The 20321-nt window shown below is 61.2% G+C and carries 16 protein-coding genes and 1 tRNA gene; 12 read left to right on the top strand and 5 right to left on the bottom strand.

The features are described from left to right. Positions 1 to 50 precede the first annotated feature (50 nt). On the top strand, positions 51 to 515 hold the full coding sequence (bfr, locus tag H621_RS0116470) for a bacterioferritin (RefSeq protein ID WP_028944474.1): 465 nt from the start codon (positions 51 to 53) through the stop codon (positions 513 to 515). A 56-nt stretch (positions 516 to 571) separates the two neighbouring features. On the opposite strand, the gene uvrA is transcribed toward bfr, so the two are convergent. Then, positions 572 to 3406 (bottom strand): excinuclease ABC subunit UvrA, encoded by a 2835-nt coding sequence (uvrA, locus tag H621_RS0116465; RefSeq protein WP_028944473.1) that lies wholly within the window; start codon positions 3404 to 3406, stop codon positions 572 to 574. A 129-nt stretch (positions 3407 to 3535) separates the two neighbouring features. Here uvrA and H621_RS0116460 point away from each other — a divergent pair, with 129 nt between their 5' ends. Continuing rightward, the gene (locus tag H621_RS0116460; protein WP_028944472.1) at positions 3536 to 4930 is read left to right on the top strand and encodes an MFS transporter; all 1395 of its coding nucleotides are present in this window, start codon (positions 3536 to 3538) and stop codon (positions 4928 to 4930) included. A gap of 9 nt (positions 4931 to 4939) precedes the next feature. Then, positions 4940 to 5455 carry a single-stranded DNA-binding protein gene (locus H621_RS0116455; RefSeq protein ID WP_028944471.1) on the top strand — a complete coding sequence of 172 codons (516 nt, stop codon included), beginning with the start codon at positions 4940 to 4942 and terminating at the stop codon, positions 5453 to 5455. Between the two features lie 707 nt (positions 5456 to 6162). Here H621_RS0116455 and H621_RS27160 read toward each other — a convergent pair. Then, positions 6163 to 6642 (bottom strand): GlcG/HbpS family heme-binding protein, encoded by a 480-nt coding sequence (locus tag H621_RS27160; RefSeq protein ID WP_028944469.1) that lies wholly within the window; start codon positions 6640 to 6642, stop codon positions 6163 to 6165. A gap of 228 nt (positions 6643 to 6870) precedes the next feature. Here H621_RS27160 and fdnG point away from each other — a divergent pair, with 228 nt between their 5' ends. From fdnG to H621_RS0116405, 7 genes are all read left to right on the top strand, one after another. Then, positions 6871 to 9936 carry a formate dehydrogenase-N subunit alpha gene (fdnG, locus tag H621_RS0116435; RefSeq protein ID WP_146117332.1) on the top strand — a complete coding sequence of 1022 codons (3066 nt, stop codon included), beginning with the start codon at positions 6871 to 6873 and terminating at the stop codon, positions 9934 to 9936. Continuing rightward, positions 9936 to 10886, top strand: a complete 951-nt coding sequence (gene fdxH, locus H621_RS0116430; RefSeq protein WP_028944466.1) for a formate dehydrogenase subunit beta — start codon at positions 9936 to 9938, stop codon at positions 10884 to 10886. Before fdnG ends, fdxH begins: the two co-directional genes overlap by 1 nt. Next, the gene (locus H621_RS0116425; RefSeq protein WP_028944465.1) at positions 10883 to 11536 is read left to right on the top strand and encodes a formate dehydrogenase subunit gamma; all 654 of its coding nucleotides are present in this window, start codon (positions 10883 to 10885) and stop codon (positions 11534 to 11536) included. Before fdxH ends, H621_RS0116425 begins: the two co-directional genes overlap by 4 nt. A 4-nt stretch (positions 11537 to 11540) precedes the next feature. Then, entirely contained in the window at positions 11541 to 12467 is a 927-nt protein-coding gene (fdhE, locus tag H621_RS0116420; protein ID WP_028944464.1) for a formate dehydrogenase accessory protein FdhE, read from the top strand. Between the two features lie 107 nt (positions 12468 to 12574). Beyond that, positions 12575 to 14005: an L-seryl-tRNA(Sec) selenium transferase gene (gene selA / locus H621_RS0116415; protein WP_028944463.1), complete on the top strand. Its 1431-nt coding sequence runs from the start codon at positions 12575 to 12577 to the stop codon at positions 14003 to 14005. Beyond that, positions 14002 to 15921: a selenocysteine-specific translation elongation factor gene (gene selB, locus H621_RS0116410; RefSeq protein ID WP_028944462.1), complete on the top strand. Its 1920-nt coding sequence runs from the start codon at positions 14002 to 14004 to the stop codon at positions 15919 to 15921. The genes selA and selB overlap by 4 nt, the downstream gene beginning before the upstream one ends. A 6-nt stretch (positions 15922 to 15927) precedes the next feature. Beyond that, positions 15928 to 16023, top strand: a tRNA-Sec gene (locus H621_RS0116405). A 37-nt stretch (positions 16024 to 16060) separates the two neighbouring features. Here the strand turns inward: H621_RS0116405 and H621_RS0116400 are convergent. Next, on the bottom strand, positions 16061 to 16906 hold the full coding sequence (locus H621_RS0116400; RefSeq protein ID WP_028944461.1) for an alpha/beta hydrolase: 846 nt from the start codon (positions 16904 to 16906) through the stop codon (positions 16061 to 16063). A 221-nt stretch (positions 16907 to 17127) separates the two neighbouring features. Here H621_RS0116400 and H621_RS0116395 point away from each other — a divergent pair, with 221 nt between their 5' ends. Next, positions 17128 to 18012 (top strand): sugar nucleotide-binding protein, encoded by an 885-nt coding sequence (locus H621_RS0116395; RefSeq protein ID WP_028944460.1) that lies wholly within the window; start codon positions 17128 to 17130, stop codon positions 18010 to 18012. Further along, positions 18005 to 18934 (top strand): NAD-dependent epimerase/dehydratase family protein, encoded by a 930-nt coding sequence (locus H621_RS0116390; protein ID WP_028944459.1) that lies wholly within the window; start codon positions 18005 to 18007, stop codon positions 18932 to 18934. Before H621_RS0116395 ends, H621_RS0116390 begins: the two co-directional genes overlap by 8 nt. 75 nt (positions 18935 to 19009) lie before the next feature. On the opposite strand, the gene H621_RS0116385 is transcribed toward H621_RS0116390, so the two are convergent. Next, positions 19010 to 19693 (bottom strand): OmpW/AlkL family protein, encoded by a 684-nt coding sequence (locus H621_RS0116385; RefSeq protein WP_028944458.1) that lies wholly within the window; start codon positions 19691 to 19693, stop codon positions 19010 to 19012. 109 nt (positions 19694 to 19802) lie between these two features. Further along, on the bottom strand, positions 19803 to 20318 hold the full coding sequence (locus H621_RS0116380) for a DUF3299 domain-containing protein (protein ID WP_028944457.1): 516 nt from the start codon (positions 20316 to 20318) through the stop codon (positions 19803 to 19805). Positions 20319 to 20321: the final 3 nt, after the last annotated feature.

Here is a 20321-nt window from a genome sequence, read left to right as displayed (position 1 = left end):
GCGATCATCCTGGTTCAAACTATGACTTTCAAACAGGGAGAGGCAGGGCGATGCAAGGTCACCCGGACGTAATCGATTATCTCAACACGTTGCTGACGGGCGAACTGGCGGCACGCGACCAATACTTCATCCATTCGCGGATGTACGAAGACTGGGGCTTGAGCAAGCTCTACGAGCGTATCAACCACGAGATGGAAGAAGAGGCACAGCACGCCGATGCCCTGATGCGCCGTATCCTCATGCTTGAAGGCACGCCGCGCATGCGTCCTGATGACCTCGATGTCGGTGCCACCGTGCCAGACATGATCGCTGCCGACCTGCGCCTGGAATACAAAGTGCGCGCCGCGCTGTGCAAGGGCATCGAGTTGTGCGAACTGCACAAAGACTATATCAGCCGCGACATCCTGCGCCTGCAACTGGCTGACACCGAAGAAGATCACACCTACTGGCTGGAAAAGCAGCAGGGTCTGATCAAGTCGATCGGCCTGGAGAATTACCTGCAATCGCAGATGTAATTTTCGTGAAACAAAAAAAAGCCCCGCCAGTGCGGGGCTTTTTGTCAGTGCTGTTCTTACGCGCGATCGCGCAACAACAGCGGCTTGAGGTAGTAGCCCGTGTAGGACTGCTTCATCTCGGCCACTTCTTCCGGTGTGCCACATCCAATGATCTGACCACCTTTGGAGCCTCCCTCCGGACCCAGGTCGACGATCCAGTCGGCAGTCTTGATCACGTCCAGGTTGTGCTCGATCACCACCACGGTGTTGCCATGGTCGCGCAGACGGTGCAGTACATCGAGCAACTGCTGGATGTCGGCAAAATGCAGGCCGGTGGTCGGTTCATCGAGGATGTACAGCGTTTTGCCGGTATCGCGCTTGGACAGTTCGCGCGACAGCTTAACCCGCTGCGCTTCACCGCCAGACAAGGTGGTCGCCGACTGCCCCAGCTTGATGTACGACAGGCCGACATCCATCAGGGTCTGTAGTTTGCGCGCCAGGGCCGGTACCGCATCGAAGAACACACGGGCTTCCTCGATGGTCATTTCCAGGACCTCGTGGATGTTCTTGCCCTTGTACTTGATCTCCAGGGTTTCGCGGTTATAGCGCTTGCTTTTGCACACATCGCAGGGCACGTAAATGTCGGGCAAAAAGTGCATCTCGACCTTGATCAGGCCGTCGCCCTGACAGGCCTCACAGCGTCCGCCCTTGACGTTGAAGGAGAAACGCCCCGGGCCGTAACCGCGGGAGCGGGACTCCGGCACGCCCGAGAACAGTTCACGAATCGGCGTGAACAAACCGGTGTAGGTCGCCGGGTTCGAGCGTGGCGTGCGGCCGATTGGGCTCTGGTCAATGTCAACCACCTTGTCCAGGTGCTGCAGGCCGTCACAGCTGTCGTGCGGTGCCGCTTCCAGCGTACTGGCGCCATTGAGGGCGGTCGCGCTGAGCGGGAACAGGGTGTTGTTGATCAGCGTTGACTTGCCCGAGCCTGAAACTCCGGTCACGCAGGTCAGCAGGCCGATCGGGATTTCCAGGTCGACATTCTGCAGATTGTTGCCACGTGCGCCTTTGAGCTTGAGTGAAAGCTTTTTGTTGCGCGGGGTGCGCTTGGCCGGTACGGCTATCTTGACGCGTCCCGACAGGTACTTGCCGGTGAGTGAGTCAGGATGGGCCATGACATCGGCCGGAGAGCCCTCTGCCACAATCCGGCCGCCGTGGACGCCGGCGCCTGGGCCGATATCCACTACATAGTCGGCCAGGCGAATGGCATCTTCGTCGTGCTCGACCACGATCACTGTGTTGCCGATATCGCGCAGGTGATTGAGGGTCGCCAGCAGTCGGTCATTGTCGCGCTGGTGCAGGCCGATGGAAGGCTCGTCGAGGATGTACATCACCCCGACAAGGCCCGCGCCGATCTGGCTGGCCAGGCGGATACGCTGTGCTTCACCACCGGACAGGGTATCGGCGCTGCGGTCCAGGGTCAGGTAGTCGAGACCGACGTTGACCAGGAACTGCAGGCGCTCACAGATTTCCTTGAGGATCTTGTCGGCGATCTCGCCACGGCGACCGGTCAGCTTCAGGCCGCCGAAGTAGTCGCTGGCATCGCCGATAGGCAGCCCGGTGACTGCTGGCAGGGTCTTTTCACCCACCCAGACGTGTCGTGCTTCACGACGAAGGCGCGTGCCTCGACAATCGGGGCAGGGTTGCGTGCTGAGGAACTTGGCCAGTTCTTCGCGTACGGTGGCCGATTCGGTCTCGCGATAGCGGCGCTCCAGGTTAGGCACGATGCCTTCGAACGGGTGCGAGCGCTTGACGATGTCGCCACGGTCATTGAGGTACTTGAAGTCGACGTTCTGCTTGCCGCTGCCGTGCAGGATAACTTTCTGCTGTTCGGCCGGCAGTTCGCCAAAGGGCACTTCGAGACTGAAGTCAAAGTGCGTGGCCAGCGAACCCAGCATCTGGAAGTAATAAACGTTGCGCCGGTCCCAGCCACGTATCGCGCCTTCGGCCAGGGTCAGTTCGTTATTGACCAGTCGCTTGGTGTCAAAGAATTGCTTGACCCCCAGGCCATCGCAGGTCGGACAGGCGCCTGCCGGGTTGTTGAACGAAAACAGCTTGGGCTCGAGCTCGCTGATGGCATGGCCGCAGACCGGGCAGGCAAAGCGGGCCGAGAAGATCATCTCTTCAAACGGCTCGTCATCCATCGAGGCAACCAGGGCAATACCATCAGCGAGCTTCAGTGCGGTTTCAAAGGACTCGGCCAGGCGTTGCTGCAGATCTTCACGCACCTTGAAGCGATCGACCACTACGTCGATGGTGTGCTTTTTCTGCTTATCCAGTTTCGGCAGCTCATCGAGTTCGTACAGCTTGCCGTTGATCCGGGCGCGCACAAAACCCTGGGCGCGCAGTTCATCGAACACGGCCAGGTGTTCACCCTTGCGCTCGCGAATGACCGGGGCCAGGAGCATCAGCTTGCTGCCTTCAGGCTGGGCCAGCACCAGGTCGACCATCTGGCTGACAGTCTGGGCTTCGAGCGGAATGTCGTGATCCGGGCAGCGTGGAGTGCCGACGCGGGCATAGAGCAGGCGCAGGTAGTCGTAGATTTCGGTAATGGTGCCCACGGTGGAGCGGGGGTTGTGCGAAGTCGATTTCTGTTCGATGGAAATGGCCGGTGACAGGCCCTCGATGGTGTCGACATCGGGCTTTTCCATCATCGACAGGAACTGCCGGGCATAGGCCGACAGCGATTCGACGTAGCGACGCTGGCCTTCTGCATAGAGGGTGTCGAAGGCCAATGACGACTTGCCGGAACCGGACAGGCCGGTAATGACGATCAGCTTGTCCCGGGGCAGGGTCAGGTCAATGTTCTTCAGGTTGTGGGTTCTTGCCCCACGAATCAGGATCTTGTCCACTGCGGCCTCGCTCGGCGGGCATAAACAGTTGAGTATACGGCGCCCTGCCATTACGCGGCAAAGCGTCGCGTATATGCCGTTAAGCGATGGGACTGGTAGAATCGCCGCCGGTTCACACGAGGTTTATCCATGCACGATACCCACAGCGAACGCATGAGTGGCAGCGAAACCCGCGCCGCAAGCGGCCTGGCCATGGTGTTCGCCTTCCGCATGCTGGGCATGTTCATGGTCCTGCCGGTGCTGGCGACCTATGGCATGGACCTGGCTGGTGCTACGCCGGCGCTCATCGGCCTGGCCATTGGCGCCTATGGTCTGACCCAGGCATTCCTGCAGATTCCATTTGGGGTCATTTCCGACCGGATAGGGCGGCGCCCGGTGATCTACCTGGGCCTGGTCATCTTTGCCCTGGGCAGTGTGCTCGCGGCTCAGGCCGACTCGATCTGGGGGGTGATTGCCGGACGTATCCTGCAGGGCGCTGGCGCGATTTCCGCTGCGGTAATGGCGTTGCTGTCGGACCTTACCCGGGAGCAGCATCGGACCAAGGCCATGGCCATGATCGGCATGAGCATCGGCTTGTCCTTTGCGGTGGCCATGGTGGTCGGGCCATTGCTCACCCGTGCTTTCGGGCTCTCGGGACTGTTTCTGGCTACCGCCGCGCTGGCGCTGGTGGGTATCGCTATCATTGCATTCGTGGTGCCGGCGTCACATGGAGCCCTTCAGCACCGTGAGTCGGGTGTCGCCAAGCAGGCGCTGGGCCCTACCTTGCGTCATCCAGACCTGCTGCGCCTGGATGTGGGTATCTTCGTCCTGCACGCCATCCTGATGGCCAGCTTCGTTGCCTTGCCTCTGGCGCTCGTGGAGCGGGGTGGCTTGCCCAAGGAAGAGCATTGGTGGGTGTACCTGACCGCTTTGCTGGTCTCATTTTTTGCAATGATCCCGTTCATTATCTATGGCGAGAAAAAGCGCAAGATGAAACGCGTCCTGCTGGGCGCGGTCAGTGTGTTGATGCTCACCGAGCTGTTCTTCTGGCTGTCAGCAGACAACTTGCACGAACTGGTGATCGGCACCGTGATATTCTTTACTGCCTTCAACCTGCTGGAGGCATCCTTGCCTTCGCTGGTGAGCAAGGTGTCGCCCGCCGGCGGCAAGGGCACGGCAATGGGGGTGTACTCCACCAGCCAGTTCCTTGGTGCCGCGCTGGGAGGAATTCTCGGTGGCTGGTTGTTCCAGCACGGAGGCCTGAGCACGGTGTTCCTGGGCTGCGCAGCCTTGTGTGCACTGTGGTGGATCGTGGCCCTGAGCATGCGTGAACCGCCGTACGTGACCAGCCTGCGCTTGCCGTTGTCGGCCGAGGCGGTCCGCGAAGCGGGACTGACCGAGCGGCTACTGGCCGTGCCGGGTGTAACCGACGCAGTGGTGGTGGCCGATGAAGCCGCCATCTATATCAAACTTGATACACAAATTTTGGATCGCACGACCCTGGAGCGCCTGGTAAACCCGGCCTCCGAAGCGTGCGAAGCCTAGGAGAACGTTATGGCCCGTGGGGTTAACAAAGTCATTCTGGTCGGTACCTGCGGTCAGGATCCCGAAGTCCGCTACCTGCCCAACGGTAACGCCGTGACCAACCTGAGCCTGGCCACCAGCGAGCAGTGGACCGACAAGCAGACCGGCCAGAAGGTCGAGCGCACCGAGTGGCACCGTGTTTCGATGTTCGGCAAGGTTGCCGAGATCGCCGGTGAGTACCTGCGCAAAGGTTCGCAGGTCTACATCGAAGGCAAGCTGCAAACCCGCGAGTGGGAAAAAGACGGCATCAAGCGTTATACCACCGAGATCATCGTCGACATGCAGGGCACCATGCAGCTGCTCGGCGGTCGTCCGCAAAACCAGGACGGTTCCCAGCAGCAGGGTGGCGGCAACTACAACCAGGCGCCGCGTCAGCAGGCTCCTCGTCCACAACAGTCGGCGCCCCAGCAGCGTCCTGCGCCTCAGCAGGCCGCACCGCAACCAGCTGCTGATTTCGACAGCTTTGATGACGATATCCCGTTCTGATCAGTTGCCCGATCCTGTTGTACCCAAAGCCCGTGGCCTTGCGCCACGGGCTTTTTTTTGGAGCATTAAAATCCATTATTTTGCGTGGAGAAGTTTTTATTCTTCGTGGGGGATTTCTGAAGTTGTTTGTTTGGTCTTTTTTCGCCATCGTCATTGCTTAGTATTCACTTTTCAATGGAGTGGATCATGCAAGCAAGTAATGAGGAACAGAAACAGAATCTAATACAGTTGGCGCTTACTGCCGAAGATTTTCATGTCGCTGGATTCTCCAAAAAGTACGCAGCTTATCTCGATGGTCAAGCGGGTGGCGGTGTCTACAATGGCGGACTGCTGCTGATAGTCGGCTTCATAATAGGTGCGGTTGGGGTCGCTACGCTAATTTTGGGCCCATCTACCATCTATTACGACAGGCTGTCAGGCCCACCTTGCTTCAGTACATCCAGATGTACCCAGGTCCCATCACAACGGTAGGGGGCATCTGTATCGCATTGGGGAACAGTCTGCGCGTCAGTAAACCGATGAGCCGTGAAGTTTTCCTGCTGGCTCACTACAGATTCGTCAAGGAAGATGGCAGTGATTGCAGTAACGAAATTCAGGTCCATCATTTGGCAGATGACAATTTTATTGTCTCTGGGGATCGGTAGTTAATTTCAACTAAGCCTGGCATTGCTACCGTTGCCAGGCTTGTTTTATTTCACGACGTCAACTTATTGGTTCAGTTGATCAATTGCCGCCTGGGCAAATTGGCCATCCAGCTCAGGTGTTGCACCGCTGATACCAATACCGCCGATGTGCATGCCACTTTTGGACATGACCGGCAATCCACCTTCCAGTAACAGAAAGCCCGGGATAGCGGTGTAGGGATTGGCCGGCATTGCGGCACTTCGCTCTGCCAGCACCTTGGTCGAGACCGGGAATTGCGCGGAGGTCGATGCCTTGAGCCGGGACACCTCGATACTGCCGACGCTGGTGTTGTCCATGCGATGGAAGTGCTTGAGGTTGCCATGGTTGTCGACAATGCTGATAACGATCGAGAAGCCTTTCTCCTGGGCTGCCCGCGCTGCGGCGTCGACCATCGTTTGCGCCATCGTCGCTGTAATGGAAGGCGGCGAGGCCTGTGCGGGGCCTGCGAGCATCAGTGGTGCAATCACTGCAAAGAGCGCTGCGACCTTACGGGCTGTTTTCATAGTGTGTTGCTGTCCTTGATTACGTTTTGGCCAACGTAGCAGGGCGTTTCGCAGAGATAAGTAGTCCTACTCCCTCGTGTGGTGTCAGAACTTTCTGGTTGTCTCCACGCCCTCTCCTGAATTCTTGACTAGAGTATCAACTGGTGACGGCTGTAAATGTCACCACCGTGATCGTTCAAGAGACGCCGGCAACGTCCCGCGCGTCCACCACCTGATCAGGAGTGCACGATGGATCTCAACCGTCGGCAGTTCTTCAAGGTCGCCGCAATCGGCCTTGGAGGCTCGAGCCTGGCTGCGTTGGGCATGGCCCCGACAGCGGCCTTCGCCGAGCAGGTGCGTCACTTCAAGCTGGCGCATACCAAAGAAACCCGCAACACCTGTCCGTATTGCTCGGTGGGTTGTGGCTTGATCATGTACAGCCAGGGTGATGCGGCCAAGAACGTCGCCCAGAACATCATCCACATCGAGGGTGATGCCGACCATCCGGTGAACCGCGGCACCCTGTGCCCCAAAGGCGCCGGCCTGCTCGACTTTATCCACAGCCCCAACCGCCTGCAGTACCCGCAAGTACGTAAAGCGGGGAGCAAGGAGTGGACGAGGATCTCCTGGGATGAAGCACTGGACCGTATCGCCGAGCTGATGAAGGCCGACCGCGACGCCAACTTCATCGAGAAAAACGCCCAGGGCCAGACGGTCAACCGCTGGCTGAGCGTGGGCTTCCTGGCCGCTTCGGCGTCCTCGAACGAAGCCGGCTACATGACCCACAAGGTCATCCGCAGTCTTGGCATGCTGGGGTTCGACAACCAGGCACGTGTCTGACATGGCCCGACGGTGGCAAGTCTTGCCCCGACGTACGGCCGTGGAGCCATGACCAACCACTGGACTGATATCGCCAACGCGAATCTGATCCTGGTGATGGGTGGCAACGCTGCAGAAGCCCATCCATGTGGCTTCAAATGGGTAACCGAGGCCAAGGCCCATAACAAGGCCCGCCTGATCGTGGTCGACCCGCGTTTTACCCGAACCGCTTCGGTAGCCGATTATTACGCGCCGATCCGTACCGGCACGGATATCGCCTTCATGGGTGGGTTGATCAACTACCTGATCAGCAATGACAAGATCCAGCACGAGTACGTGCACAACTACACCGACGTGTCGTTCATCGTCAAAGCAGGCTTCACTTTCGAGGACGGTTTGTTCAGTGGCTATGACGCCGACAAGCGCAGCTACACCGACAAGTCCGGATGGAGCTACGAAATTGGTGAAGACGGTTTTGCCAAGGTAGACCCTACCCTGCAAGACCCGCGCTGCGTGTTCCAACTGATGAAGCAGCACTACAGCCGGTACACCCCGGAACTGGCCAGCCAGATCTGTGGCATGCCGGTGGACAGCATGCGCAAGATCTGGGAAGAGATCGCCACCTGCTCGCAACCGGGCAAGACCATGACGATCCTCTATGCCCTGGGCTGGACCCAGCATTCGATCGGCTCGCAGATCATCCGCAGTGCAGCCATGGTGCAGTTGCTGCTGGGCAACGTCGGCATGCCGGGCGGCGGGGTCAACGCCTTGCGCGGTCACTCCAATATCCAGGGGCTGACCGATCTTGGGCTGTTGTCCAACTTGCTGCCGGGCTACCTGACTTTGCCGTCGGATGCCGAACAGGACTACAACGCCTACATTGCCAAGCGCGCGTCCAAGCCGTTGCGACCGGGTCAGATGTCCTACTGGCAGAACTACGGCAAGTTCCATGTCAGCCTGATGAAGGCCTGGTATGGCGCCAACGCCACGGCCGAGAACAACTGGGGCTATGACTACCTGCCCAAGCTGGATATTCCTGGATACGACGTGTTGAAGATGTTCGACATGATGGCCAAGGAGCAGGTCAACGGTTACTTCTGCCAGGGCTTCAACCCGATTGCCGCCTTACCGGACAAAAACCGTGTCACTGCCGCATTGAGCAAGCTCAAGTGGTTGGTAGTCATGGATCCGCTGGCCACCGAGACCTCGGAGTTCTGGCGTAATGCCGGGCCGTACAACGATGTCGATTCGGCGAATGTGCAAACGGAAGTGTTCCGCCTGCCGACCACCTGTTTTGCCGAGGAAGACGGCTCGCTGGTCAATAGCAGCCGCTGGTTGCAGTGGCACTGGAAGGGCGCCGAAGGACCGGGCCAGGCCCGGACCGACGTGTGGATCATGAGTGCGCTGTTCCTGCGCCTGCGCGAACGCTACCAGAAGGAAGGCGGGGCCTGGGCGGAGTCGATCCTCAAGCTCAACTGGCCGTACAAGGTTGCCCACGAACCGTCACCGGAAGAGATTGCCAAGGAGTTCAACGGCTACGCCGTGGCCGATGTCACCGATGCCACTGGCGCGACCCTAAAGGCCGGGCAGCAACTGGCCGGCTTCGCCCAGCTCAAGGACGATGGCAGTACCGCGTCCGGATGCTGGATCTTCTGTGGCAGCTGGACCGAGCAGGGCAACCAGATGGCCCGGCGCGACAATGCCGACCCGTTCGGCATGAAGCAGAACCTGGGCTGGGCCTGGGCATGGCCCGCGAATCGGAGAATTCTCTACAACCGGGCGTCGGCCGATGTGCAGGGCAAGCCCTGGTCGCCGAACAAGCGCCTGGTGTGGTGGAACGGCAAGGCCTGGGGTGGCACCGACGTGCCGGACTACAAAGCGGATGTGCCGCCGGAAGCGGGCATGAACCCGTTCATCATGAACCCCGAAGGCGTGGCGCGTTTCTTTGCCCTGGACAAGATGACCGAAGGGCCATTCCCGGAGCATTACGAGCCGTTTGAAACACCTATCGGGGTCAACCCGTTGCACCCCAACAACAAGAAGGCGACCAGCAACCCGGCGGGCCGGGTATTCGATTCGGTCTGGGATTCCCTGGGGCAAGCCAAGGACTTCCCGTACGCCGCTACCACGTACCGATTGACCGAACACTTCCACTTCTGGACCAAGCACTGTCCGATCAACGCCGTGACCCAGCCGGAGCAGTTCGTCGAAATCGGCGAGGTACTGGCCAAGGAGAAGGGCATCGCCGCAGGTGACCGGGTGCGCGTCACCTGCAAGCGTGGGCATATCGAGGCTGTGGCGGTGGTGACCAAGCGGATTCGGCCGCTGCAGGTCAACAACCAGACCGTGCACCAGATCGGCATTCCGCTGCACTGGGGGTTTACCGGGGTGACGCGACACGGCTACCTGACCAACACCCTGGTGCCGTTCCTCGGTGACGGTAATACCCAGACGCCGGAATCGAAGTCGTTCTTGGTCAACGTGGAGAAAATCTGATGGCCAGCCAAGACATCATTGCCCGTTCGGCCACCACCACACCGCCGCCCTCGATCCGCCAGCAGGAAGAGGTTGCGAAGCTGATCGACACCACCAAGTGCATTGGCTGCAAGGCGTGCCAGGTGGCCTGTTCGGAGTGGAACGAGCTGCGTGACGAGGTAGGGCACAGCTATGGCACCTACGACAATCCCCATGACCTGAGCGCTGAAACCTGGACCTTGATGCGCTTTACCGAGCATGAGACCGACGACGGCAACCTGGAGTGGCTGATCCGCAAGGATGGCTGCATGCACTGCGCCGATCCAGGCTGCCTGAAGGCCTGCCCCAGCCCCGGGGCAATCATCAAGCACGCCAACGGTATTGTCGATTTCAACCAGGACCACTGCATCGGTTGCGGCTATTGCATCACTGGCTGCCCGTTCAACATCCCGCGGATTTCGCAGAAGGACCACAAGGCCTACAAGTGTACCTTGTGCTCCGACCGCGTCGCCGTGGGGCTGGAGCCGGCTTGCGTGAAGACCTGCCCGACAGGGGCGATCGTGTTCGGCAGCAAGGAGGACATGAAGGAGCATGCTGCCGAGCGCATCGTCGACCTCAAGTCGCGTGGCTTCGACAACGCCGGCTTGTACGACCCCGATGGGGTCGGTGGCACCCATGTGATGTACGTGTTGCACCACGCCGACTCACCGAAACTGTACGCCGGCCTGCCGGACCAGCCGGTGATCAGCCCGTTGGTGGGGTTGTGGAAAGGGGTGAGCAAGCCGCTGGCGCTGCTGGCCATGGGCGCGGCGGTGCTGGCCGGGTTCTTCCACTACGTGCGGATCGGCCCGCAACGGGTGGAAGAGGATGAACACCCCATCCCGCCGGATTCCAGCGTGCATGTGGTTGACCCGGCGGTGCATGTGTTCGACCCGAACAAGCCTGGTGCGCAAGGGGAGGAACGACCATGAGCGACAAACCCATCCTGCGCTACAACGCCAACGAACGGACCAATCACTGGATCGTCGCGATCTTGTTCATTTTCGCCGGACTGTCGGGGCTGGCGCTGTTTCATCCGGCGCTATTCTGGCTCAGTCACCTGTTCGGTGGCGGGCCCTGGACGCGAATCCTGCATCCGTTCCTGGGTGTGGCCATGTTCGTGTTTTTCCTGGGCCTGGTGTTTCGCTTCTGGCGCGCCAACTTCATCAGCGGCAACGACCGCTTGTGGTTGCGGCGCATTGATCGTGTGATGCGTAACGAAGAGGAGGGCGTACCGCCAATCGGCAAGTACAACCCGGGTCAGAAGCTGCTGTTCTGGACCTTGCTGATCTGCATGTTGATTCTGTTGTTGAGCGGCATCGTGATCTGGCGCGCGTGGTTCAGCCAGTACTTCGACATCGGTGCGATTCGCCTGGCGACCTTGCTGCATGCACTGGCGGCGTTCGTGCTGGTGCTGAGCATCATCGTGCACATTTATGCCGGGATCTGGATCAAAGGTTCGGTCAGCGCGATGTTGCACGGCTGGGTCAGTCGCGCCTGGGCGAAAAAACACCATGAGCTCTGGTATCGGGAAGTGACCCGCGAGGATCCGCCGGATCCGCGGACCAGCAAAAAAGGATGACCCCTTGAGTACCATTCTGGAACCTGGGCAAATTGAAGCGGCGGCCAGCGCGCCGCCGTTTCTCTACCTGCCACCTGCAAACCTGTTCGCGTTGCGCGCCGAACGCCTGGATGCCTTGGTCCAAGGCAACGCACTGGGCGACTACCTGCAACTGATCGCCAGCCTTTGCCGCGTTCAGCAAGACCTGCTCGACAACCCACCTTTGCCCACGCCGCAGTACAGCGAGCGCCAGCGCTTATGCCTGGAGCACGGCCTGCCGCCATTGGCTGCCGACAGCCTGGTACGCGAAGGGCATTGGCTGGCGTATCTGAACGCCTTGCTTGAACGGTACCCGATGCCGGCTGCCGCGCAGCTGATAGCCGCTATCAACACCCTGCGCGAAGCCCGTGACGAGCAGCGCAAACTCTGGGGCATCGCCTTGTTGACCGGGCAATACAGCGCAGTGCCAGCGGCGCTGGTGCCGTTCTTGGGCGCAGCCCTGCAAGCGGCCTGGAACCATTGGCTGCTGAACTTGCCTGGCACCGAACTCAAGCCGGGCGACAGCCTCTGCCAGTGCCCGGCTTGTGGATCGCCGGCCATGGCCGGGGTAATCCGCCACCGTGGCAAGCACAATGGCCTGCGCTACCTGGTGTGTTCGCTGTGTGCCTGCGAGTGGCATGTGGTACGGGTCAAGTGCGTGTATTGCGAGCAGAGCAAGGGGCTTGAATACTTCAACCTGGAGGATGATCGCTACGCTGCTGGCAAGGCCCCCCTGCGTGCCGAATGCTGTCCGGGCTGCAAACGCTACCTCAAGCAGATCTACCTGGAAAACGACGCCGCGGCGGAAGCGCTGTCGGCGGACCTCGCCAGCCTGGCCCTGGACATACGCCTGGACGAGGAGGGCTATCAACGGCTGGCGCCGAACCTGATGCTGGCGCCGGGAGGGGAGTGAGGCAAGCGTCTACACTCATCGCGGGGCAAGCCCGCTCCTACGGTAGGAGCGGGCTTGCCCCGCGATAGACATACCCAGCCAAAGTCTCGTTGAAGGTAGTCCTCCGAATGCCCTCCAATCTCGCCACGTTTCCCGCCCGTCTGCCCTCCATCGACACCTTGCTGCAACACCCCGCCAGCCAGTCGTTGATTGATCGCTACGGTCGTGATGCTGTGCTGGCTACCTTGCGCCAGTTGCTCGATGACCTGCGCGAACCTACCCGTCTGGGACAACTGGATGCCGCCGAACTGGCCATTCCCGTGTTGGCAGGTCGCGCCGGCGAACGCCTGGCGAGCCAGCACCGCAGCCAGGTGCGACGGGTGTTCAACCTTACCGGTACGGTCCTGCACACCAACCTGGGCCGGGCGCTCCTGCCCGAAGAGGCCATCGAGGCCGTGCAGATGGCCGCCCGTTATCCACTGAATCTCGAGTTCGACCTGGCGACCGGTAAGCGTGGCGATCGCGACGACCTCATCGAGGGTTTGATCCGCGAACTGACCGGCGCCGAGGCCGTCACCGTGGTCAATAACAACGCAGCAGCCGTGCTGCTGGCGCTCAATAGCCTGGGGGCACGCAAGGAAGGCATCATTTCTCGCGGCGAGTTGATCGAGATCGGTGGCGCCTTCCGTATTCCCGACATCATGGCCCGGGCCGGGGTAAAGCTGCACGAAGTCGGTACCACCAACCGCACTCATGCCCGCGACTATGAAGCAGCCATTGGCCCGCGCAGTGGCTTGTTGATGCGGGTGCATTGCAGCAACTACAGCATCCAGGGCTTTACCACGCAGGTACCGACTGCCGCACTTGCGCAACTGGCTCACCAGCACGGATTGCCGTTGCTCGAAGACCTGGGCAGTGGCAGCCTGCTCGACCTCACCCGTTGGGGCTTGCCGGCCGAGCCCACGGTACGCCAGGCCCTGGCCGACGGCGCCGATATCGTTACCTTCAGCGGCGACAAACTGCTCGGCGGTCCTCAGGCCGGGATCATTGTGGGCCGCAAGGAACTGATTGCCCGCATCAAGAAAAACCCGCTCAAGCGTGCCCTGCGCGTCGACAAGATGACCCTCGCCGCGCTGGAGGCGGTGCTGGGCCTATACCGCAATCCTGACCTGCTGGCTGAGCGTCTGCCCAGCCTGCGCCTGCTGACCCGTCCCCAGAGCGAAATTCTCGCCCAGGCCGAGCGCCTTGCACCTGTGCTGGCGCAACAGTTGGGTCAGCAATGGCAGGTCATGGCGGTGCCGGCCTTGAGTATGATCGGGAGCGGCAGTCAGCCGGTCGCACGCCTGCCCAGCGCCGCGCTGTGCTTGCGCCCGCAGGTGTCCCGGCGCTTGCGCGGTCGCTGCTTGCAGGGCCTGGAGCAAACCTTGCGAATGCTGCCGATTCCGGTGCTCGGACGTATCGATGACGATGCGTTGTGGCTCGACGTGCGCCAACTCGATGACGAGCCGGGTTGGCTGGCGCAGTTGCCCACATTGCAATGGACGGAGGTTTCCGGGTGATCGTTGGCACTGCCGGGCACATCGACCACGGCAAGACGTCCTTGCTCGAAGCCCTGACCGGCCAGGCTGGGGATCATCGCCGTGAGGAGCGCGAGCGGGGCATGACCATCGACCTGGGCTACCGCTACGCGTCGCTCGAGTCCGGCGCACCGTTGACCGGCTTTATCGATGTGCCGGGGCATGAGCGATTCATCCACAACATGCTCGCTGGCGCCCAGGGAATTGACCTGGTGCTGCTGGTGGTGGCCGCCGATGACGGGGTGATGCCGCAGACCCGCGAGCACCTGGCCATTGTCGAACTGCTGGGCATACCCAGGGCGTTGGTCGCGATCAGCAAATGCGACCGGGTCGAGCCCCAGCGGATCAAGGAGGTCCAGGCGCAGGTCGGTGTCTTGCTCACCGCCGGGCCTTATGCCGGTGCGGCACAGTTTGCGCTGTCCAGCATGACCGGCGAGGGCGTCGATGCCCTGCGCCTGGCGTTGCTCAAGGCCCAGGGAGAAGTATGTGAGCGGGGGCGGCGGGGTGGCTTTCGCCTGGCCATCGACCGCGCCTTTGCCGTGGCCGGGGCTGGCATCGTGGTCACCGGTACGGCGCTGGCAGGGCAAGTGCAATTGGGCGATACCTTGGCATTGGGCAAGGCCGGCAAGCCGGTACGGGTGCGCGGACTGCATGCCCAGAACCAGGCAGTGAGCGAAGCCTGGGCCGGGCAACGGGTAGCGCTCAACATCAGCGCCGAACGCCTGGCCCTCGAGCATGTTCACCGGGGTGACTGGCTGCTTGCCGAATGGCTATACGGGCCGACCCAGCGCGTGGACATCGAAATGCGGCTGCTACCGGGTGAAATCCGCAGCTTCACGCACTTCAGTCCGGTACATGTGCATTTGGGCACCCAGGACGTCACCGCTCGGGTGGCTCTGTTGCAAGGCGAGCAACTGCTGCCTGGCGGGCGCATGTTTGCCCAGTTGCAGCTCAACGCGCCGTTGCAGGCAGTGCATGGCGATCGCTTGGTGCTGCGTGACCACAGCGCGCAACGAACCCTCGGCGGTGGCAAGGTCCTTGATCCTTTCGCCCCGGCGCGCCAGCGTCGTAGTGATGCTCGGTTGGCGCAGTTGCGGGCATTGGCCTGCGTCGACAGCTTGGAGCAGGCCCTGCCGGCACTGCTGGCCAACGATGAAGCGGGGCTCGATCCGCAGCACCTGGAGCGGCAGTTCAACCGCCTGCGCAGTAGCTGGAAATTGCCGCCAGAGGTGCAGGTCATCGCCACCCGCCAGGGGCCGCTGCTGTTTACCCAGCTGCGCTGGCAGTCGCTGAAGCGGGCGGTGCTGGAGCAACTGGCGCTGTTTCATGAACAGGAGCCCGACCAGCTTGGCCCTGATCGTGACCGTCTACGTCGCTTTGTCGCGCTGCCGTTGGAGCGACCGACCTTCATCAGTTTGCTCGACGAGTTGCTTGCTGGCGGTGCGATCATTGGCAATGGGCCCTGGCTGCACCTGCCCGAGCACCAGGTGCGCCTGAGCGATACCGATACCCTGCTGTGGCAACGACTGCAGCCGCTGCTCGAACAAGGGCAGTTCGACCCACCGTGGGTACGCGACCTGGCCAAGGCGCTAGCAGTGGATGAACCCGAAGTTCGCATGTTGCTGCGCAAGCTGGCGCGTTTGGGGCAAGTCCACCAGGTGGTGCGCGATCTGTTCTATCCTGAGGCCACTATCCGACAAATGGCGTCTATGCTCTTGCAACTGGCCAGCGACGATCCGGTGGTACAGGTGACGGCCTTTCGCGACGTGTTGGGTATCGGCCGCAAGCGCAGTATTCAGGTGCTGGAGTATTTTGATCGTATCGGCCTGACGCGCCGGCTGGGTGATCGGCGTCAGGTTCGTGCGGACAATGCCCTGGCACAATCGCCAGGACACTGAGTTCAAGGAAGGCAATCGCGCCCGGTGGCGCGGCCGGGCTTCAAACCCGGTTGGGGACGGCAGCCGTTCCCGGGCAGGTTCGACTCCCGCTGCCTTCCGCCATTTTTCCCTCGGCAACGTGCGATTCGAGACGGATGGATCACCTGCCGTCGAGGACGAACTCTGCAACGGTCTGCGCCACCTGGTCGGCTACCCCGGGCGTTTCACGCAAATGTGCCGCAATGCCGTGATCGCAGTCCGAGAGCAACAGACACTCCAGATGCGGAGGGGGGACCGATTTGAGCAACGCACGGGTGACCTCTTCCGGAATCGGGCTATAGCGCTGTGCGCCCGCCAGCCACAGCGTCCCGGCCGACGTCCCGGCACCTTGGCCGTGGACCTGGGAGTTGAGCCCGTCATACTCGCCCATCACCAACAGCACACGCCCCGGGAACTGACGCAGGAATTCAAAGCTGTCGCAGTCCAGAAATCCGTAGGGCTTGCTGATCGCGGCCTTGAAGGCCGGGCCAAAGGGCGCATCGTGAGCGTTGTCCGGATACACGGCAGGACAGATGAGGATCAACTTATCCACAGCCGGCTGTTGCGCTGCCAGTTTCAAGGCAATGGAGGCCCCCAGGCTGTGGCCGACCACGGTCTGGCAGCGGGGTGCAATGTGCCGGTGAAAGCGCAAGGCCTCCTCGCGGTTGGTGCCCAGCGAAGGCTCGAACGCACCCGGCTCGCTGGCAAGGCTGTGCCCCGACAGATTGGCGGTCAGCGAACCGATACCCAGCGCTTGTAGCCGGTAGAGCAAGGGATTGAGGCGGGTGAAGTCCGAGCGAGCTCCACCGACGACGAACAGCGGCGGCGCCCGCTCCACGTCGGGGAGCAGCAGCCGGGCCTGTTGCTGATAGGTGTCGAAGGACTCGGTGATGAAGTGCTCTGTCCCGGGACTGGGTTCATCGTATTGCCAGGTAGAGCGTATCGTTGACATCGTGTCGAGTTGCATGGAAACCGCCTCGTTGAACTGAAGATGCAGCCAATTGCCAAGTGGGTCGCCGGTATCGAGCCATGGCGTGATCAGTCTAGGACCGAAATGCCCCGGATATCGAATGCATTGAACTCAATGCACACACCATAGTGTTGTAAAGGGCCAGCGTTAGACTTTCCCAGCCGGAAAACGCAAAATGTGCCATTGCCCTCAATTATCTGACCGGACCTGCTGACTCTATGCGAATGCGCCTGATGCTGTTGGGTGGTGGAAATGCCCTTGGGCAAGCGCTGATTCGACTCGGGGCCGAGGAAGATATCGGCTTTCTGGCGCCGCGCCCGCCCGACCAGGGATGGGACCCGGCCAGCCTGACCCAGTTGCTGGACGACACCCGCCCCGACGCCCTGGTGAACCTGGCCTATTACTTCGACTGGTTCCAGGCAGAGTCGGTCAGCGAACAACGCCTGGCGCTGCAGGAGCGCTCGGTGGAGCGCCTGGCCGAGCTGTGTCAGCACCACAACATCATTCTGGTGCAGCCGTCGAGCTACCGGGTATTCGATGGCTCGCGCGCCACGGCGTACAGCGAAAAAGACGAACCCGTACCCCTGGGCCTGCGCGGCCAGGCGCTGTGGCGGATCGAGCAGAGCGTTCGTGCGACGTGTCCGCAGCACGTACTGCTGCGCTTTGGCTGGCTGCTCGACGAGAGCATCGATGGCGTGCTCGGACGCTTCCTGACCCGCGCCGAGCAACCCCAGGAGCTACTGCTGGCCGACGACCGTCGCGGCAATCCGACCCCGGTGGACGACGCTGCGCGCGTGATTCTTTCGGTGCTCAAGCAGCTCGATTGTGCCGCGCCGCTGTGGGGTACCTACCATTACGCCGGCAACGAGGCCACTACGCCGCTGGGGCTGGGGCAGGCGATCCTCAGCGAGGCGTCGCAGTTGCACAAACTGGCCGTCACCGAGCCAACCGCGCAGGCCCATGCCGCGCGGCCTGATGCCAGCGAAGAGCCGCAGCATGCGGTGCTGGCCTGCAAGAAAATCCTGCATACTTTCGGTATCAAGCCACGCGCCTGGCGCGCCGGTTTGCCGCCCCTACTGGATCGATTCTACCGCCATGGCTGATGCCCCCATTCTGATCACCGGTGGTGCCGGTTTCATTGGCTCTCACCTGAGCGACGCGTTGCTGGGAAAAGGCTACGCGGTGCGCATCCTCGATGATCTGTCCACCGGCAAGCCTGCCAACCTGCAACTGGGTAACCCACGCCTTGAACTGATCGAAGGCGATGTGGCCGATGCCGCGCTGGTCAAGCGCGTAGCGGCAGGTTGCCAGGCGGTTGTTCACCTGGCGGCGGTGGCCTCGGTGCAAGCGTCGGTCGAAGATCCGGTGAAAACCCACCAGAGCAACTTCATCGGTACCTTGAATGTCTGCGAGGCCATGCGCATCAATGGCATCAAGCGGGTGCTGTTCGCCTCCAGCGCTGCGGTGTATGGCAACAATGGCGAAGGCCTGGCAATCGATGAAGACACGCCCAAGGCGCCGCTGACGCCCTATGCCGTGGACAAGCTTGCCAGCGAGCAATACCTGGACTTCTACCGCCGTGAGCACGGCCTGGAGCCGGTGGTGTTTCGCTTCTTCAATATCTTTGGCCCACGCCAGGACCCGTCATCGCCGTATTCGGGCGTGATCAGCATCTTCTGCGAGCGTGCCCTGGGCGGGCAGCCGATTACCCTCTTCGGTGATGGCGAGCAGACCCGCGACTTTGTCTACGTGGGGGATCTGATCAAGGTGATGGTTCAGGCGCTGGAGTTGCAGCAAGTGCAGGAAGGGGCCGTGAACATCGGCCTGAGCCAGGCCACGTCACTCAACCAGTTGCTGTCAGCGTTGAAGTCGATACTGGGCGATTTGCCGCCGATCAGCCATGGGCCTGCGCGGGCCGGGGATATCCGTCATTCGCGGGCCAACAACCAGCGTTTGCTGGCGCGGTTCGACTTTGCCGAGCCGACACCCTTTGCCCAAGGGCTGGCGCGGTTGTTGGGGCGTTGAATGCATCGCGGGGCAAGTCTGCTCCCACCTTACTGGTAGGAGCGGGCTTGCCCCGCGATTCACATTGAAGTCGACTCAGAACTTGTAACCCACACCCACCATGTAGACCCACGGATCGACATCGACGTCGACCTTGGTCTTGCCCACACCCAGGGCGCTCGGGCCGTCGATGGTGGCCTTGGTGTCGATGTCGATATACCAGACTGCAGCGTTGACCAGGATGTTGTCGGTGATCATGTAGTCCATGCCCAACTGGCCGGCCAGGCCAACCGAATCCTTGAGCTTCATGTTGCTGAAGCCCTGGGCCTTGCGGTTGCTGCTCAGGTCTTCGTCAAAGAACATGGTGTAGTTCAGACCGATACCGGCGTATGGCTGGAACTTCGAGGTAGGCTCCAGCGGGTAGTACTGCAGCGACAGGGTCGGTGGCAGTTGCTTGATGTCGCCAAGCTTGCCGTCCAGGCCTGCGCCCAGGCCCTTGACGCCAACTGTGTGCTGGAACGGGGTGGCAGCCAGCAGTTCCAGACCAATGTGGTCGGTCAGCATGTAGGCGAATGCCAGGCCCAGTTGGGTATCGCTGTCCAGGGTTGCCTTGGTGCCGGACATCTTGGTGCCGTCGAGCTTGATATCACCGCTGTTCTCGTTGGGAGCGGTGGTGATGGCGCCGGCACGCAGGATGAAGTCGCCAGCCTGGTGGGCGTGGGCAACAGGGGCTGCGAGCGCCAGGGCAATGAGCGAGGCGCTGAGCAAGGACTTGTTCATGGAAGCTCCCAAAGGACGTTTAGAATTGAATGGGTCCAATGGTAAAGAACCGCAGGAATGGCGATTTGACGTAGCTCAATGAAAGCGTCAACACCGTGCTGTGGGGCATTTACTCCAGTTCATAGGCGTAGATTTTCTCCGCGGCCATCTGGTAGCCAGCATCGGCCAATTCGCTGCTGGTGCTCTTCACCTGCATCCGCCCTTCGATCCAGTAGGGTTGATACAGGTCCTCTATGCGCACGCCCATCTCGCTGACGATATGCACTATCTGGTTCGACGGCGGCGGCGGCACGTGGATGCAGGCGCCGTAGTAGGGCACCAGGAGGAACTCGGTAGTGCGGCCTTCTTCGCTGACTTCCAGCGGTACGATATAGCCGGGCAGCTTCACCTGCTCCCCATCCAGGGCCTTGACCACCGGGGCGTTCGGCGATTGCTGGTGGGCGGGCGGCGCGGACTCGGCCGCCAGCGCATCGCCCAACTGCGAGAGGTCATGCATGGGCGCCATCTGCGGCTGGATCACCGGCGCACCGGTTGGAATCAGTTGCGACCATTCCAGGGTACGTGGCTCTTTGGCCCACAAGGGTGTGGCCACCAGCAGCAAAAGGGAAAGCAGTAAGCGTGGCATCGT

The organism is Pseudomonas vranovensis DSM 16006, from assembly GCF_000425805.1.
Lineage (GTDB): Bacteria > Pseudomonadota > Gammaproteobacteria > Pseudomonadales > Pseudomonadaceae > Aquipseudomonas > Aquipseudomonas vranovensis.
This window is presented reverse-complemented; position numbering and strand designations above follow the sequence as displayed.